The organism is Solitalea canadensis DSM 3403, assembly GCF_000242635.2.
GTDB lineage: Bacteria > Bacteroidota > Bacteroidia > Sphingobacteriales > Sphingobacteriaceae > Solitalea > Solitalea canadensis.
Map to the genome: position 1 here is coordinate 302,929 of NC_017770.1, position 18,025 is coordinate 320,953.

Annotated in this window: 14 protein-coding genes; 7 read left to right on the forward strand and 7 right to left on the reverse strand. The window is 37.7% G+C overall.

What is annotated here, in order from left to right:
• The first annotated feature begins 78 nt into the window (after nucleotides 1-78).
• Nucleotides 79-1,182, forward strand: coding sequence for an AAA family ATPase (locus SOLCA_RS01195; RefSeq protein WP_042479133.1), 1,104 nt, complete (start codon nucleotides 79-81; stop codon nucleotides 1,180-1,182).
• A gap of 52 nt (nucleotides 1,183-1,234) precedes the next feature.
• Here the strand turns inward: SOLCA_RS01195 and SOLCA_RS01200 are convergent, their stop codons facing one another.
• The 3 genes from SOLCA_RS01200 to SOLCA_RS22055 form a co-directional block, all read right to left on the reverse strand.
• Nucleotides 1,235-1,564 carry a tRNA-binding protein gene (locus SOLCA_RS01200; protein ID WP_014678620.1) on the reverse strand — a complete coding sequence of 110 codons (330 nt, stop codon included), beginning with the start codon at nucleotides 1,562-1,564 and terminating at the stop codon, nucleotides 1,235-1,237.
• 181 nt (nucleotides 1,565-1,745) lie between these two features.
• Nucleotides 1,746-2,354, reverse strand: a complete 609-nt coding sequence (locus SOLCA_RS01205; RefSeq protein WP_014678621.1) for an outer membrane beta-barrel protein — start codon at nucleotides 2,352-2,354, stop codon at nucleotides 1,746-1,748.
• 20 nt (nucleotides 2,355-2,374) lie between these two features.
• Nucleotides 2,375-3,028: a DUF4136 domain-containing protein gene (locus SOLCA_RS22055; RefSeq protein ID WP_014678622.1), complete on the reverse strand. Its 654-nt coding sequence runs from the start codon at nucleotides 3,026-3,028 to the stop codon at nucleotides 2,375-2,377.
• Nucleotides 3,029-3,244: 216 nt separating this feature from the next.
• Between SOLCA_RS22055 and SOLCA_RS01215 the strand changes: the two genes are divergently transcribed.
• On the forward strand, nucleotides 3,245-4,006 hold the full coding sequence (locus SOLCA_RS01215) for a carboxypeptidase-like regulatory domain-containing protein (protein ID WP_014678623.1): 762 nt from the start codon (nucleotides 3,245-3,247) through the stop codon (nucleotides 4,004-4,006).
• Nucleotides 4,007-4,134: 128 nt separating this feature from the next.
• Here SOLCA_RS01215 and SOLCA_RS01220 read toward each other — a convergent pair whose 3' ends face one another.
• From SOLCA_RS01220 to SOLCA_RS01230, 3 genes are all read right to left on the reverse strand, one after another.
• Nucleotides 4,135-4,743 (reverse strand): polysaccharide deacetylase family protein, encoded by a 609-nt coding sequence (locus SOLCA_RS01220; RefSeq protein ID WP_014678624.1) that lies wholly within the window; start codon nucleotides 4,741-4,743, stop codon nucleotides 4,135-4,137.
• A gap of 260 nt (nucleotides 4,744-5,003) precedes the next feature.
• Nucleotides 5,004-6,356 carry a sensor histidine kinase gene (locus tag SOLCA_RS01225; RefSeq protein ID WP_014678625.1) on the reverse strand — a complete coding sequence of 451 codons (1,353 nt, stop codon included), beginning with the start codon at nucleotides 6,354-6,356 and terminating at the stop codon, nucleotides 5,004-5,006.
• Nucleotides 6,346-7,740 carry a sigma-54-dependent transcriptional regulator gene (locus SOLCA_RS01230; protein WP_014678626.1) on the reverse strand — a complete coding sequence of 465 codons (1,395 nt, stop codon included), beginning with the start codon at nucleotides 7,738-7,740 and terminating at the stop codon, nucleotides 6,346-6,348. Before SOLCA_RS01230 ends, SOLCA_RS01225 begins: the two co-directional genes overlap by 11 nt.
• A gap of 359 nt (nucleotides 7,741-8,099) precedes the next feature.
• Here SOLCA_RS01230 and SOLCA_RS01235 point away from each other — a divergent pair, with 359 nt between their 5' ends.
• Nucleotides 8,100-9,359, forward strand: a complete 1,260-nt coding sequence (locus tag SOLCA_RS01235) for an efflux RND transporter periplasmic adaptor subunit (protein ID WP_042479137.1) — start codon at nucleotides 8,100-8,102, stop codon at nucleotides 9,357-9,359.
• Nucleotides 9,360-9,424: 65 nt separating this feature from the next.
• On the opposite strand, the gene SOLCA_RS01240 is transcribed toward SOLCA_RS01235, so the two are convergent.
• Nucleotides 9,425-9,685, reverse strand: coding sequence for a four helix bundle protein (locus SOLCA_RS01240; RefSeq protein WP_081479960.1), 261 nt, complete (start codon nucleotides 9,683-9,685; stop codon nucleotides 9,425-9,427).
• Between the two features lie 107 nt (nucleotides 9,686-9,792).
• Here SOLCA_RS01240 and SOLCA_RS01245 point away from each other — a divergent pair, with 107 nt between their 5' ends.
• The 4 genes from SOLCA_RS01245 to SOLCA_RS01260 all read left to right on the forward strand — a co-directional run bounded on the left by SOLCA_RS01245 (nucleotide 9,793) and on the right by SOLCA_RS01260 (nucleotide 18,011).
• Complete coding sequence (locus tag SOLCA_RS01245; protein WP_014678628.1) at nucleotides 9,793-10,470, forward strand: ABC transporter ATP-binding protein; 678 nt, start codon at nucleotides 9,793-9,795, stop codon at nucleotides 10,468-10,470.
• Between the two features lie 163 nt (nucleotides 10,471-10,633).
• Nucleotides 10,634-12,991 carry an ABC transporter permease gene (locus tag SOLCA_RS01250; RefSeq protein ID WP_014678629.1) on the forward strand — a complete coding sequence of 786 codons (2,358 nt, stop codon included), beginning with the start codon at nucleotides 10,634-10,636 and terminating at the stop codon, nucleotides 12,989-12,991.
• Between the two features lie 120 nt (nucleotides 12,992-13,111).
• Entirely contained in the window at nucleotides 13,112-15,472 is a 2,361-nt protein-coding gene (locus SOLCA_RS01255) for an ABC transporter permease (RefSeq protein ID WP_014678630.1), read from the forward strand.
• 121 nt (nucleotides 15,473-15,593) lie between these two features.
• Nucleotides 15,594-18,011, forward strand: coding sequence for an ABC transporter permease (locus SOLCA_RS01260; protein ID WP_014678631.1), 2,418 nt, complete (start codon nucleotides 15,594-15,596; stop codon nucleotides 18,009-18,011).
• Nucleotides 18,012-18,025: the final 14 nt, after the last annotated feature.

An 18,025-nucleotide genomic window follows, 5' to 3' on the forward strand; every position in this document is an offset into this window, starting at 1 on the left:
CTAATCTATTTTATGAGATGTTGGGTGAGTAATGAAGTCTCAAATCCCACATCTCATATCTCTAATCTAAAACGTAACATGAAATCAATACTATATAAAGACTGGAATGAGTTGGAATTGGCTTATTCCTGGATACGAGATATGAAGAATGTGCCACAGGATCCTATCCATCATGCGGAGGGAGATGTGGCAATTCACACGCAAATGGTTTTGCAGGAATTGATGGTGGATAAAGATTATCAGACATTAAATGAAAGTGAAAAAGAACTGCTATGGTGTGCAGCTTTGTTGCACGATGTAGAAAAACGATCAACTACAGTTATCGAAAATGATGGAAGAATAACTTCCCATGGGCACGCACGAAGGGGAGAGCTTTCGACAAGAGAAATTCTGTTTAAAGAAATTCCTGTTGATTTTGTTGTTCGAGAACATGTTGCAGCTTTAGTGAGGTATCATGGTTTGCCATTGTGGATATTAGAAAAGCTTGATCCTTTGAAAAGCCTGTTAGAAGCATCGAGTAGGGTAAATTTGCGTTTGTTATACCTATTGGCTAAAGCTGACGTATTAGGTCGGATCTGCAGCGATAAAAATGAAATGCTGGAAAGGGTTGAGTTTTTTAAGGCCTTCTGCATTGAACAAAATTGTTGGGATACCTCAAAACAGTTTGCCAATGGCCATGCAAGGTTTCATTATTTTAACTCAGAAAGTACCGCTGTTGATTATGTACCATTTGATGATTTAAAATGTGAAGTAATTTTAATGAGTGCATTGCCGGGTATGGGTAAAGATCATTTTATAAGAAAACACTTTGCAGATTATCCGGTAGTAAGTCTGGATGATATCCGAAGAAAGCATAAAATCGATCCCACGGATAAAGCTGCTAATGGATGGGTGGTGCAAGAAGCTAAAGAACAAGCACGAGTATATTTAAGGAGGTCGCAATCATTTGTTTGGAATGCTACTAACATTACCCGTCAAATGCGTAGCCAGCAGATCGATTTGTTTTCAACCTATCAGGCAAGAATCAAAATCGTATATATTGAGACCTCTTACAATCAGTGGCTCAAACAAAATAAAAACAGAGATTTTGCATTGCCTCAACAAGTGATGGATAAAATGCTGAAGAAATTGGAAGTGCCACATGTTTTTGAGGCACATGAAGTTGAGTATGTAATAGGTTAAACGCGAAGGCGCAAAGAATAAAAACTTAGCGTCTTTGCGCCTTAGCGGTTAATTATGCGATTCGTAAGCCGTTTTCTACTTTCTGTTCGGGTTGCAAAAGAGTGATCACCTTCTGATCGCCCAGTGTTCCCAATACTAAACATTCAGAAATAAAATTGGCAATTTGTTTAGGTGGGAAATTAACTACAGCGATTACTTGTTGTCCCACAAGTGTTTCTGGATTGTACAAATGTGTTATCTGAGCTGATGAACGCTTAATTCCTAAAGGCCCAAAATCAATGGTTAATTTATAAGATGGATTGTTTGCTTTCGGAAACTCTTCAGCTTCAATTATGGTTCCAACGCGCATCTCTACTTTTTCAAAGTCGTGATAGGTGATCATTTTTACTGGATAATTAATAAAGAAGCGGCAATAAAAACATAAAAAACTGTGAAATCAATTTACAACCTAAAAATAACAGCTTGATAACGGTGTTTTTACAATGGGATAAAAACAAAAAGAACTTGGCGTATCATCACGACAGGCCAAGTTAGTTAGTTATATAAAGAAAAGGAAAAACGTGTTAATACTTGTAAACGTAGCCAATATTAAAGCCAAAAAAGCTTAACTCGCTTACATCACCAGTTTCAAAGTTGTAGTTGTAACGAACATTAAAATTAATACCACTATAAGGATTGATTTGATAATTAAGTCCAACTTCAGGGAATAGCCCAAACATCCAGCCATCACTGTAATAAGAGTTAAGCCCAAAATCAGTATTTCGTTTTTGCCAGGTAGTACCAACACCAACGCCAAAATAAGGAGCTGTTTTATTGGTTGCGGGGTCTTTAAAATGGTAATGTCCTTTAAAAATAATCGGAATAGCGTTGATATAATTGTAAGGGCTTCCGGTAACCGCTAATCCATTATCAAATGTGTAGGTTGAACGACCTTTTTGTTCGTAAAAGACATTCCACCCAACACTAACACCTGCACTAACTTGTGGTTTAATAAAACCACCCCATTCAAAGCTTACGCCTCTGACGCTAAATTTATCGGTAAAGTCTTTAGTGGTTCCCATAGGCAGTGACGTGTTCCATGAGAAGTTTGTATAATATCTTTGGGCCATTACTTGTGCTGTAAACAAGCAGCATATGCCCATAACACAAATTGTTCTAAGTATATATTTCATGACATTGAGCGCTAAGTTTGTTAATTAGTTTTTAGATAAGGTGACTGTTGAAAGGCCTGATCAATTCCGGCTGTTGCACGTTGAACATTAGAAGTGGTACCATTAAGTACTCCTTTTACGGCACCCAGCCAAATAGTATTAATCTCGCCGGCTCTGCCGTCAGGTGTGCTAATGTTAATTAACAAACTACCAGTGTCATAAGAGTAATAATAGATACCGGAAGGATACCAACCTGGTCCCCAAGGATAACCCCATGAACCCCATGGCCAATAACCCCAGTAGTCCCACCAGTAAGGGTAATAAGCACCAACATAGGTTGTTTGAAGAGCGTAAGTGGTTATAGCAACATCGGGAACTCCTGCACCTCCGGGTACCACCTCTGTATAACCGTATGCAGACAATTGACTTCTTATTTCTGCAAGGATGGGCTGCGATACCGCTGCAGGGAGGGTGTCAGCTTCACTGGGTTTAGAATCCTTTACAATAGGTATCCTTGTCGGAAGTGTATAGGTCTTGTTCTGTTTAAAGTTATAATCTTTTTTAGGTACAGTGGCAACAACATCAAGTTCCTCGATATTGTCAGCTCCATTCGGGTAGCACGAGTTTAGGAGCAGTGCGCATGCAGAGACACAAGCGCACAGGCCAAATTTGGCGAGGTAAAAATTCTTATTCATTTGAGAGCGTTTATACTTAAATATAAAAAATGTAATTCGATATATCAAAAGTTACACTATTTAACCTCTTATTTAAAGAATAAAATTAAGGCATATAAATCGTGCTAATTTTCTATTTTTCAGCTTTTTGTAGGTCTTTTAGGATTGATTGTATATTCGTTTTGTTACGGTTAAATTGTAACCCTGATACTATATTTGGAGTTTATAAGTTATTGAATGAGAAAAAAATCGACCGATTTTATGAAATTTTTAGCTGTTATTCTATTAACTCTTTGTGTTACAGTTTTAAAAGGACAAGGATTATTGTCGGGTAAAGTGTATGACAGAGAAAAGGCAAAACCGTTAGAGTATGCCCAAATTTGGAATAAAACACAGAGCTACCAAGTATCGAGCGATAGGGATGGAAACTACAAGATCTATGCGATAGCCGGAGATACTATTTTGTTTTCAGCTTTAGGTTTTGAAACACAAAAATTGATCATTGATAAATCGTTAAACTTCTTCAATAAGAATATTTACATGCAAACCCGTTCTTTTTCTTTGCCAGAAGTATTGGTTTCGGGTAAGAAATCGTTCAAAGCTGATTCAGTAGAGCGACGGGAAGATTATGCAAGCGCTTATAATTATAAAGACAAAACCACCGGTAATCTTATCGGAACGGCCATCTTTCATCCTTTATCATTTATAGAATATTTATACAGTGGGAAAAAGCGGGAGAATACTCGTAAATTTCAAAAGCGTTTGATCGATTATGAGCAACAGAAATTTATCGATAACTATTATAATCCGGAAGTTGTAGGGAAAATTGCTAAAATAACTGACGAAAAAGAATTAGATGCTTTTATTAGATACAGCCGTCCTGATTATGCTTTTCTTAAATCGGCAAATCAGTATGATCTGTATTATTACATCACCAGCAGCTATAAAAAATTTAAAGATGCAGGCTCTCCTGTAGATTCGGTGCAGGTAGAGCGATAGGGTTTTCTAATATTGTAACTTTTTAGAACACACCCCCAACCCCTCTCAAGAGGGGAATCTGGAAGCGGTTCCCCTCTTGAGAGGGGTTGGGGGTGTGCTCTAAATTACATATGAATGTTGTTCACCATCTACAAAGCCCTGAACTCATACCCCTCTTTACTCCAATACTCTAATGCCAATGGCAATACATGGCGCAGTCTGGGTTCCGCTTTCAGGCTGTCGTGAAAAACGATAATGGAGCCACTTTCAGTATGTTGAAGTACATTTTTTAAACAATCCTGAGGAGAAAGTTTAAGGTCAAAATCACCACTAAGTACATCCCACATAATGATTTTATAATCCTTTTTTAAGTCAAGAATCTGAGTTGGCCTGATTTTACCATAAGGAGGTCTGAATAGTTGGGTGCTAATCAGTTCGTTGCATTTTTCAATATTCTTCAAATAAGCTCCGGTTTTAGTATGCCATCCATTCAAATGATTAAAGGTATGATTACCGATGGAATGGCCATGTGCTTTTACTTGCTCAAAAATCTCCGGATGTTTACGCACATTATCACCAATACAAAAAAAAGTAGCCTTTGCATTGTACTTATTTAGAACCTCCAAAACAAATGGAGTAACCTCCGGAATCGGACCATCATCAAAGGTAATGTATAAAACTTTTTCGGCCCTGTTTAAGTTCCAGGTCAACGATGGATATAGTTTCTTAATTAAGTAAGGTGTTTTTACCGGATACATAGTTGTAAAGATAAGCAATTGTTGCGCGTTGCGGGTTGCGGGTTGCGGGTTTCGAGTTGCGAATTTCGCGTTACGGATTTCGAGTTACATGTTGATTAATTATTATCTAATATGATATCTAATAAATTTTAATAATCAATCAATCAATCAATCAATCAATCAATCAATCAATCAATCAATCAATCAATCAATCAATCAATAATCCTTAACCCACAACCCACAACCCGCAACTCGCAACCCCAACCCCCAAACCCATAGTGTTAATTAAATATCAAACGGAATATGCTGCCTTCTCCTTCTCTGGAATCCACAACGATAGAGCCTTTATGCAATTGCATGATTTGTCGAGATAAACTCAAGCCGATGCCCGAGCCATTTTTTCTTGTGGTGAAGAAAGGAATAAATATCTGGTCACGAATGTGGGCGGGTATACCAATACCATTATCAATAACCTCAATAACCGAATGATTGCTTTCGTTAATATAGGAGATTAATTTTATCTGAGGTTCTGATCGGTCTTTTACGGCATCAGCAGCATTAATAATAAGATTAATCAGCACCTGTTCAATTAAGGAAACATCCACGTCCAGCTTCAATCCAGGATCGCGAAGTTCAGTGGTGATTTTAATCCCTTTCTGCTTTAGATCCGGACTTAATAATTGATTCAGGTGATTAAAAAGATCTTTCACATGAATAATACTTAATGCAGGAACAGTAATCTTGCTCAAACTTCGATAGGTTTCTGTAAATTTCAGTAATCCATCACTACGCTTCCGAATTACATCAACCATAAGTTCAATATCCTCAATTGCTTCATTGTCCGAACTATCAAAACCACCTTCACTGTTAATGGTAGATAAACGTTTTTTCAATGTTTCTGCTAAAGAAGCAATAGGAGCAACCGAATTCATGATCTCATGAGTAATGGTCCGAAGCAACTTTTGCCATGTTTGCATCTCCGTTTCCTGTACTGCTTCATTCACATTTTTAAAGACAAACATTGATTGAGTTTTTCCATTTAATCGGAAACGCATGGTTGAAGAGACCACTTTTATAGGGAAATGACCCGTATCAATCTCCAGTAGTTTATTCTTACCAGGTGTTAAGGTTTCAATGATTTCCTTCAGATCATCATTGCGACTTTTTAACCCCTCAATACTCTTGAGTTCAGGCAAGTTAAACATCTTTTTTACCGCCTCATTCATCCACTTCACCTGTCCATCATCATCAAACAACAGAATACCTGTATCCACAATTTCCATGATAGTTTGCAGGTAGCGGTATTGCGTTTCTTTCTCAATATTTAGTTCATTGAATGCTCTTCCGACATCATTAAAGGCCTGGCGCAATACATAAACAGAGGCAGGTGCATTTTTTACTGCATAATTCTGACTGAAGTCTCGGTATTTCACCGCACCAATAAAATCACGAAGTTCAGCATTGATCCGATTAATATAACGGATGATTGCCACAACCTGAAAAACAGCAATAACCAACACCAATCCCACATACCAATTCTGAAATTTTACCCAAAGCCAGGCTGCGGCGCAAATCGTTAAAAATAACAGTAGAACGCGGCCGATTAAAATTATCTCAAAGCGTTTAGATGTCATATTTGTTCAATCTCCTGTATAGTGCAGTGCGTGTTATACCCAGCTCTTTTGCAGCTTTGCTAATATTGCCCTGATGTTTATCAATGGCTTTTAGAATGGTGTCTTTTTCAATGTCGTGCAATTGAAATGTTTTTGGCTCGTCATCAACAGGTTCTGCATTTTCGATGGGCGAAAATGAAAGTTCATGAGCCTTGATGAAAGCATTTCCCGCCATAATTACAGCACGCTCAATGGTATGCTGAAGCTCCCGTACATTTCCGGGCCAGTTATAACTCATCAATTTTTCTGTGGACTGAGCATCAAATGCCAACCCGCTTTTATTGTATTTTACCGAATATTTCTCCAGAAAATGATTGGCAAGTAAAATGATATCTTTTCCTCGTTTCCGTAATGGAGGGATAATTATTTCAACAGTATTAATTCGATAGATCAAGTCCCTTCTAAATCTTGATTCAGAAGCCAGATCATAAATTGGAACATTGGTAGCACAAATTAAACGAATATCGACAGGGATCATTTGATTGGCCCCCAAGCGTACAACATGACGGTTTTGTAATACTGATAATAATTTAGCTTGTTGGTACAGTGAAATATTCCCGATTTCATCTAAGAAAAGAGTTCCTCCCGACGCCGCTTCGATTCTGCCTACGCGATCTTCTCGCGCATCTGTAAAAGCTCCCTTACGGTGCCCGAATAATTCACTTTCGAAAAGTGTTTCGGTTAATGCACCAAGATCTACTGAAATAAAAGGTTTGCTGCTGCGAAGTGATTTTTGATGCAAGGCCCGTGCTACTAAGTCTTTTCCGGTTCCGTTTTCTCCTAGGATAAGTACGTTTGCATCTGTAGGACCTATCTTATCAATTTTATAAAATACCTCCTGCATAGCTTCAGATGCTCCTAACAGTAAAGAAGTTTCTGAATTATTAAGTCCTGATGTGCTATTCTTTTCCGTTTTAACACTAATTGGTTGTGTAGAAGAATTAGGCGTAGGTGCACTTATCTTCGAAAGTGCCTCAGCGATTACTTCTATTAACTGCTCATTTCGCCATGGTTTTACCACAAAATCACTGGCTCCTTCTTTTAAGGAACGAATGGCCAGGTTAATATCGCCATAAGCGGTAATCATTACCACCAGCACATCTTTATCTTGTGTACGTATTTTATTTAACCAAAAGAAACCTTCATTACCTGTATTTAAGGCACTCTTAAAGTTCATGTCTAAAATGATCAGGTCGAATTTGGTGCGTGTTAGAAGGGCATTTAAATTCTCCGGATTTTTCTCCGTCACCAATTCTTTAACTTCCGGCTGTAATAGCATCTTCATGGCTACTAATACATCAGGATCATCATCGACAATAAGAATTTTTGAGCTTTTTAATTTCATGTATTTAGACGAGCAGCTTTTGTATGGATAAAAGTAAAACAAAAAGATAGTTATTGAATAATTTAACTGGTTATATCCATTAACTATTCCTTATTTATGTAAAGCTTTCATCGCATCATTCTATCACTATTTATTTCTCCTAATTACTACTACAATTTTCGTGCTTTTATCAAATCTCCTTAATAACAGCTAAATAGTGTTTCAGCGTGATAAAATGCTGTTCGCATGCGAACAGATGTTGTATCGAAACCGAACACTTTTAATTGGCCCAATACGATGTCTTTCTGCTAATGGGTTGAAAATAAGCCGTTTTTAGTGTTGGCACGTTTTTGAAGATAGCTTGGCAAAATTATTAAGCTTTGGACAGAATAATAGAAAAGAAAAAATGGTCGGCCAAAAAGATCATGACGATTGTTGGAGCGACTGCAATTATAGCACTGATTGGATTTAGTTATTTCTCCATCAGTGGAAAATCTCGTCTGAATGTTAAAGACGAACAAATAATTATTGGAGAGGTTAAAAAAGGTCCATTTCAGGAGTTCATTCCAATTAATGGTGTGGTACAGCCTATAACTACCATTTATTTAGATGCAATTGAAGGCGGTCGTGTTGAACAAAAGTTTGTTGAAGATGGAGCCATTGTGAAAACTGGTCAGCCTTTATTAAAACTGGCTAACACAGATCTGGAGCTTGACTTGGCTAACCGCGAAACAGCCGTTTATGATCTGATCACCAATATGCAAAACACTCGCAACTTATCTGATCAAAACAGTATCCGTCAGTTAAATCAAATGGCTGATGTTGATAATGCAATGGCAGAAGCGGAGCGTAAATATAAAATGAACAAAACGCTGTATGAACAAAAGGTGGTTTCGTACCAGGAATTTAAAGCCGCAGAAAACGAATACAACTATCAAACTCGTCGTAAGAAACTGACTATTGAAACCTTGAAAAAGGATACCATCGCAAGTAATCAGCAAATAGTTCAGATGAAACAGTCGTTAGTACGTATGCAAAATGCGTTGGAGTTAATGCGTCAGAAAGCTGAAGACTTAACAGTTAAATCACCTGTTGATGGTCAATTAACTTCATTGGATGTTGAAATCGGCCAGTCGAAAAACAAAGGCGAACGTTTAGGTCAGGTTGACGTTTTAAGTGGCTTTAAAGTACGTGCTGATATTGACGAACATTATATTTCTCGTGTATTTACCGGCTTAGATGGCGAATTTATTTTCAACAATGAAACCTACAAGCTTAAGGTTAAAAAGATCTACTCTCAAGTTTCCAACGGACGCTTTCAGGTAGATATGGAATTTGTGGGTGCAGTTCCTAAAGGAGTTCGTCGTGGACAAACTTTACAAATCCGTTTGGCTTTAGGTGATGAAACCCAAGCTTTATTACTGCCTAAAGGTGGTTTTTATCAGCAAACCGGAGGTAACTGGATCTTTAAAGTAAGTGCAGACGGAAAAACAGCTTATAAAGTTGATATTCAGTTGGGTCGTCAAAATCCTGATTACTATGAAGTGCTGGGTGGATTAAAACCGGGCGACAAAGTAGTGACATCAAGCTATGATAACTACGGAGATATTCAGGAGCTGAATATCGGAAAAGGGAAGTAAGGACTAGTGATTAGCAGTTAGTTATTAGCCGTTAGCCATTGAATAACTAACGGCAATATTGAGAGTTAGTCTCTTAGTTTACTGCTAAATGAGTTAAGCATTTTTTTAGACTGAATGAGTTCGTCATTCAAAAGTTTGAAAGAGTAAGGGGTGAGATAGCCGAGTTCAAATGATAATAATAGTAAGTATTCGGTTTCTGAGGCAGCGTCCATAGCAATTGAGAGGAAGCGGTTAAAGTCTGGATTTGAATTTCTTCCGGCATCTTCAGCAGTATTGCAGGGAATTGATACAGCTGCTCTTCGAAGCTGACTGGTAATGCCGAAGATTTTTTAAGATCTCTCATAGAGTGTAAATAAAGAATAATTAAAAAAACGAAAATAAAAAAAGAACAGCTAACAGCTAATAACCAACGGCTAATAACCTAAAGAATACTATGATAAAAATATCCAATCTGGAAAAAATCTACAGAACAGAAGATGTTGAAACTGTAGCATTGAATAAAGTATCCTTTGATATAAAAGAAGGAGAGTTTGTGGCCATAATGGGACCTTCTGGATGTGGTAAATCCACACTGTTGAATATCCTTGGTTTGTTAGATGACTTAGATGCCGGAAGTTTTGTTTTTGCAGGACAAGAGGTGGCTAAATACAACGAACGCAAACGTGCTGATTTACGCAAAAAACATATTGGTTTTGTATTCCAGAGCTTCAACCTGATTGACGAATTAACCGTGTATGAAAATGTGGAATTACCACTGCTTTATTTGAAAGTTGGCACAGAAGAACGTAAAAAACGTGTGGAAGAAGTGTTGGAAAAGATGCAGATCATGCACCGTAAAAATCACTTTCCTCAGCAATTGTCGGGTGGTCAGCAGCAACGTGTAGCAGTAGCTCGCGCAGTGGTAAACCGTCCTAAATTAATTCTTGCCGATGAGCCTACAGGTAACCTCGACTCAAGCAACGGTAATGAAGTAATGCAAATGCTTACCGAACTAAACGATGCCGGTACAACCGTAATTATGGTAACTCACTCAGAGCACGATGCACGCTACAGTCACCGCATTGTACGCATGCTCGACGGACAAGTAGTGCTTGAAAATGTAATGATATAGCTAATAGCCATTAGCCATTAGTCATTAGCTTTTTTAATAACCACTTAAGGCTAACGGCTAATTGCTGACAGCTAACGATAACGATCTTCTTTTTTTATTTAAGTTTCAATTAAGGGCCCTGCCCGGCAGGGCCTTTTACAAAAATCAGTTAAAAAATAAACTCATGCTACGTAACTACCTTAAAATAGCATTCAGAAATCTCTTGAGAAACAAAGGTTTTTCGTTAATCAATATTTCTGGTTTGGCAATAGGAATGGCTAGTGCCGTTTTAATATTGCTTTGGATACAGTATGAGTTTAGTTACGATAATTTTAATCAACATAAAGACCGCCTCTACCAGGTATGGAATCGTGGATTTTTTGACGGCAAAGTTCAGTCGTGGAATTCAACTCCAAAGATTCTGGCTAAAACATTAAAACAAGAATATCCTGATATTGAGGAAGCTTCCCGTGTGGAATTAAGAAGTCCTTTTTTATTGATCGTAGGAGATAAAAAGTTAAGAACCCGCGGTGGATTTGTTGATCCCGGATTCTTAAAGATGTTTAGTTTCCCACTTATTAAAGGAAATTCGAAAACAGCATTGGATAATGTGTACTCAATTGTTATCACTGAAAGTTTGGCAAAGAAACTTTTCGGTGATGAAGATCCAATGGGAAAAACCATTCGCATTGAGAATAAAGATAATTTTATAGTAAGCGGATTACTAAAAGACGTCCCCACAAATACCCGTTTCTCCTTTGAATACCTATTGCCCTGGGCTTACATGACTAAAATAGGTTGGGACGATGATTTTTGGGGAAACAACTCAACTAATACGTACGTACTTTTAAAAGAACATACTACAGCAGCGTCTGTAGGTGCTAAAATTAAGAATGTTACGATAGCTCATTCAAAAGGGACTGAGCAAAATGAGTTGTTTCTTCATCCATTATCGAAATGGAGATTATACACCCAATTTGAAGGATCTGTTGCAGGAGGAAGAATAGCTATTGTAAATACTTTTGGAGTACTAGCTATTTTTATCCTTGTAATTGCGTGTATTAACTTTATGAACCTAAGCACTGCCAGAAGTGAAAAGCGTGCAAAAGAAGTTGGAATTCGTAAAGTGGTAGGAGCAGAGAAACACACACTGATCAGTCAGTTTTTAGGTGAATCTATCCTTATTTCTTTGTTGGCAGGTATAATAGCATTGTTTATAGTTCAGTTAGCATTACCTGCATTCAATGCATTTACTCTGCAAAAGATTGAAATTCAATATAGTAATAGTTATTTCTGGATATCGGCTATAGCATTTATCCTTTTTACAGGCTTACTGGCTGGAAGTTATCCTGCCTTTTACCTTTCTGCATTTCAACCAGTGCGGGTTTTAAAGGGCACATTTAAGGCAGGGCATACTTCCTTTAGTCCACGAAAAGTGTTGGTGGTTATTCAGTTTACGATTGCCATCATACTGATCATTGCAACCATTTTTGTTAATCGTCAGATTCAGTATTCGCAAGATCGCGAAACCGGTTACTCAAAAGATAACCTAATCTATCACTTCCTTACAGAAGACCTGGAAAAAAAATATCCGATCATTAAAAGTGAATTGTTAAGCTCAGGAGTGGCAACTGCTGTTTGTAAAACAAGTGCTCCGATGACACAAGGTTTCAGCAATTCCTGGGGATTCGAATGGCAAGGTAAAGATCCTAAGTCGAAGATCATTTTTAACCGCTTTTGTGTGGATGAAGATTTGGCGAAAACGGTGGGTTTAACGATAGTTAAAGGCCGTGATATTAATCTTAAAGATTATCCGACTGATTCAACAGCTTGCATGATTAATGAATCAGCATTAAAAATAATGGGGTTCAAAGATCCAATTGGTCAAATTATTAAGGATAATAACGTCGATTGGCATGTGGTAGGTGTGATCAAAGATTTTGTTTTACAATCACCTTTTGAGAATACAGAACCGATGGTCATTGAAGGGGCCAGAGGATGGTTTAATGTAATCCACATTAAACTCAATACGCAAAATTCAAATGCTGAAAATTTAAAGATCGCCGAAGAAATCTTTAAAAAGCATAATTACCAGTTTCCGTTTGAGTATCAATTTATTGATGAAGAATATGCTCAGAAATTCAACGATGTGCAACGAGTGTCAAAATTGATAAGTCTGTTTACAGCATTGATCATCTTTATTTCATGCTTAGGATTATTTGGTCTGGCAACTTACATGGCAGAAAATAGAATAAAAGAAATCGGAGTTAGAAAAGTTTTGGGAGCCTCAGTATTAAGCATAACAACCTTGTTATCAAAAGATTTCTTAAAGTTGATCATTGTGGCAATTGTAATTGCTACACCAATAGCTTATTTCATAGTGAGTAAGTGGCTTCAGAGTATCTCCTATCATGTTTCTGTTCAATGGTGGGTATTTATCACAGCAGGCTTACTATCCATGTTGATTGCTTTAATAACCATAAGTTATCAAGCAATTAAAGCGGCAACGGCAAATCCGGTGCAAAGCTTACGATCAGAGTAAAAAAACAAAACAAACAATAAACATTTTGTGATAAGAAAGGCGTAGTATTTTTCTATCAATAGGAAATCCCATACATCAACTGCGTCCTTTCCGACTCACAATACATTAAACCATCAGAACATGCTATCCAACTATATAAAAATTGCTTTGAGAAATATGTGGCGGAATAAAGGTTTCACCATCATAAGTGTATTAGGTCTTGCACTGGGAATGGCCTGTTGCCTTTTCATTTTGTTTTGGGTGCAGGATGAGATATTGCATGATCGTCAGTACGACAATAGCGACCGGTTGTACCGCGTGATGGAAAACCAGCATTACAGCGGTAATCAGATCTTTACCGTTCAGGCTACTCCGGGATTATTAGCGGAGGCATTAAATAAAGAAGTTCCGGAAATTGAAAATGCAGTTAATGTTACATGGGGAGGTGATTATGAATTAATCAGGGTAAATGATAAAACTGATAAAGAAAGAGGTTTGTACGCTGGAGCCAATTTCTTTAAAGTGTTCTCAATTAAGCTTATATCAGGATCGGCAGAAACAGCGCTAACTTCCCCAACTTCAATTGTGATCTCTGAAAAAATAGCCAAAAAGTATTTTGGATCAGAAAATCCAATTGGCAAAACAGTTCAGTTTAATGACACATTGAGCTTACAAGTTACAGCTGTTGTAAAAGATGCAGCTAAGACGTCTTCACTAAAATTTGATTTTATAGCTCCGGTAATAATTTATGAACGTTCAAATACATGGTTAAAACATTGGAGCAATAATGGCATCCGTACTTTTGTAGTTTTAAAGGAGAACGCGTCTGTAGATAAGGTTCAGGTGAAGATCAAAAACTTCTTGAGAACCAAACAGAAAGACATTACCACTGATCTTTTTTTACAGAGTTTCGGAGATTCATACTTGCATGGCCGCTTTGAAAACGGAGTATCAACCGGTGGAAGAATCGAGTATGTACGCTTGTTCTCAGTGGTAGCTGTATTTATTTTATTGATCGCTTGCATAAACTTCATGAATTTGGCAACTGCGCGTTCTGCCAGAAGAGCAAAAGAAGTAGGGATTCGTAAGGTTGTTGGAGCCCCACGTCAGTTTTTGATCGGGCAGTTTATGGGCGAAGCTATCATGATCTCTCTCGTTTCTATTCTGTTGTCTCTTGGTGTCGTTCAATTGCTGTTGCCGGTTTTTAATTCTGTAACAGGAAAAGAGATCGTAATTGAATATACTAATCTTTTATTCTGGGTGTATTTAGTTGGTTTAGCTATTCTAACGGGAGTTTTATCCGGAAGCTATCCTGCATTATTTCTTTCATCATTAAAACCTGTTGTGGTTTTAAAAGGGGTGCTGAAATTCGATTCAAAATCAATCATCTTCCGGAAAGGCCTGGTCGTATTTCAGTTCTGCCTGTCTATTCTTTTAATTGTAGGAACTATAGTTGTTTATCGTCAGGTCAATTTCATCAAAAGCAAAAACCTCGGGTTTAATAAAGAAAATCTAATTCTGTTAACTCTCGATGGTGATCTTAGGAAAAATTACGAAGTTTTTAAGCAGGATATATTACAAACATCATCAATAAAAGCAGTTACCCAAAGCACTACTAATCCAATTGAAATTGGAAATAACACTGAAGATGTAACATGGCCTGGTAAACAAAGTGATGAGAAAATATTGTTCACCAATCTTTTTATAGGCCATGATTTTGTTAAAACAATGGGTGTAACAATTAAAGAAGGGCGGGATTTTTCTTCCGCTCGAGTTTCCGATACTGCAGGTTTTATTATTAATGAAGAGACCGTTCGCCGCATGAAACTTACAAAAAATGCAGTGGGCACTGTCATAACCATGTGGGATATAAAAGGGCCAATTATAGGTGTTGTAAAAGACTTTCACATTAATTCATTGCATTCAGCTATTGAACCGTTGATTATGGTTTTACGCCCTGAGTGGGGCAAAGTAGCGTTGGTCCGCACTGAAGCCGGAAAAACACAGGAAGCCATTGCTGCTTTATCAACCGCATTTAAAAAGTACAATCCTAAATATCCATTTAAATACGAGTTTGAAGATGAAAACTACCGTCAGTTGTATAAAAATGAAATGATGGTTGGACAGTTAGCTAATTACTTCGCTGTTCTGGGAATCTTCATCTCTTGTTTGGGCTTGTTTGGTTTAGCCATGTTTATTGCAGAACAGCGCACTAAGGAAATTGGAGTGCGCAAAGTGTTGGGAGCATCAGTGACCAATATTGTAGGAATGCTTTCAAAAGATTTCTTAAAACTGGTAATGATCGCTGCAATAATTGCATTCCCGTTAGCTTGGTTTGCCATGAATAAATGGCTGCAAAACTTTGCTTATCGGGTAGAATTAAGCTGGTGGATCTTTTTGATTGCCGGTTTTACTGCAATGTTGATCGCATTAATTACAGTAAGCTTTCAGGCAATTAAAGCAGCTGTTGCTAATCCGGTTAAAAGTTTAAGAAATCAATAGCGATTAGCTGTTAGCCATTAGCTATCAGCAGTTAGCTCAAACCTACTGGTCTTATGGTTTCTTTAATAAAAATGATTATGAACTAAATGCTGTTTGCTAACAGCTAAAAGCTAATAAAATAATGATAAAGAGCTATTTCAAAATCGCCTACAGAACAATTGTCCGCCATAAGGGTTATGCGGCAATTAATATTACCGGATTAGCAATCGGAATTGCGGCATGTTTGTTATTGTTTCTGGTGATAAGGTTCGAGATGAGCTACAACTCGTTTTTTCCTGATAATAAAAATATTTACCGTGTAGTAACCGATTCTCATGATGCAAACGGAGCAGATTATACTCCCGGTGTTCCTTATCCGGCATTAGATGCGTTACGTACGGATTTTCCACAGTTAAAAACAGGAGCCCTTTTCTCAGCTTATGGTTCTCAGATCACCATTCCGGTATCCGAACAGAAAGTTTCTGCTGACGACAAAAAGTTTATTGAAGAAACAGGGATATTCTTTGCCGATCCGCAGTTTTTTGAGATCGTAAAGTTTAAATGGTTGGTAGGCGATGAAAAACTCATGGCAACGCCGAACACTGTTGTGCTTACCCAAAAAATGGCTGAAAAGTATTTTGGCGATTGGCATAACGCAGTAGGTAAGATCATCAAAATAGATAATGCTATTCCACTGAAGGTATCCGGGATTTTGGAGAATGTTCCTTTTAATACTGATTTCCCATTAGAAGTAGTGGTGTCATTTATTACTTCCAAAAATAATCCGTCTCAGTATAACTATACTACACGTTGGGGAAGTGTAACCAGCAATTTTCAGGTATTTATGCAATTGCCTTCCAATGTTTCACCGGAAGGCATCAATAAACAGCTTGCAAATTTTATTAATAAGCATAGAGGAGCTGATGAGCAGGAAAAGATTACCAGTTACCTGCAGCCGCTAACGGAGGTACATTACGATGCCCGATATGGAAGCTTTTCAGATCATACTATTAGTAAATCGACCTTGATAACGCTTTCGTTGATTGGCGTATTAATCATCATTATGGCTTGCATCAACTTTATTAATCTTTCTACAGCTCAGGCAATCGGTCGATCAAAAGAAGTAGGAGTTCGAAAAGTATTAGGAAGCAATAGGGTTCAATTACTATGGCAAATGATGGGAGAAACTGCATTAATCGTGTTTTTTTCAATGGTGTTGGCGCTAGTTATTTCAACTGTAGCGCTGCCATATCTTGCACAGATTATCAAATTGCCAGAAACTATCTCTTTGTTTACAGTACCTAACTTGTTGTTTTTAATAGGAGTTTCAATAGTTGTAACCATTTTCTCAGGCATTTATCCTGCTCTTATTCTTTCGGGTTTCAAACCGGCACTAGCGCTTAAAAACAAAATCAGTTCTGCAAATATTGGTGGCATTTCACTGCGCAGAGGTTTGGTTGTTACCCAGTTCGCCATGTCTCAGATTTTAGTAGTAGGTACTATTGTAGCCGTTGCGCAAATGAGTTTTGTTCGCAATGCTGATTTAGGATTTAACAAAGAGGCTGTTTATGTACTAACGTCAGCTTCTGATAGTGTAGTGGTTTCTCGTCACAAAGCCTTGAAAGAAGAGTTATTGCAAATGCCGGGTGTAAGCAGTGCTACTTTTTGTAGTGATGTGCCTTCTTCCGACATGAACTGGGGCAGCAACTTTGCATTTGATGGCCGTCCTGATGAAAAATTTGATGTTTTTTTAAAGTTTGGAGATGCTGATTATTTCAAAACATTTGACCTAAAATTAATAGCCGGTCGTGGATTTGCTCAGAGCGATACGATTAATGAATATGTGATCAACGAGACCTTGATGCATAAGCTAGGTGTTACAGATGCTAAGACAATTATCGGTAAATCAGTGAAACTTGGAAGTAGAAGAGCATTGCCAATTGTTGGTGTGGTTAAAGATTTTAAGATCAATTCGTTACGTGAGGCTATAAAACCATTACTTATTTCTACCCGAAAAAGTGTTTACCGTTCATTAGTCGTTAAGTTAAACACTTCAGAAATCTCCAAAGCTAAAGTAGCAATTGAGCAAAAGTGGAATAAATACAATCCGGAATACGCCTTTACCAGCACATTCTTTGATGAAAATATAGCCCGATTCTACCAGCAAGAAGAGCAGCTGTCTAAACTCTATAAAATATTTGCAGGCCTGGCCATTTTCATCTCTTGTTTAGGATTATACGGCTTGGTTTCATTTATGGCGGTACAACGCACGAAAGAAGTGGGTATCCGAAAAGTATTAGGTGCTTCGGTTGGAAATATAGTCTACCTGTTTTCAAAGGAATTTACGGTATTGATAGTAATTGCATTTATAATAGCCGCTCCAGTGGCCTATTACGTGATGCATAATTGGCTGAACAATTTCGTGTTCCGTGTCAATATTGGGGTTGGCGTGTTTGCCATGTCAATACTCATATCCTTAACCGTTGCCTGGCTAACGGTTGGTTACAAGGCAGTTAAAGCAGCATTAGCAAACCCGGTTAAAAGTTTAAGAACTGAATAAAGCAGCTGTTGGCA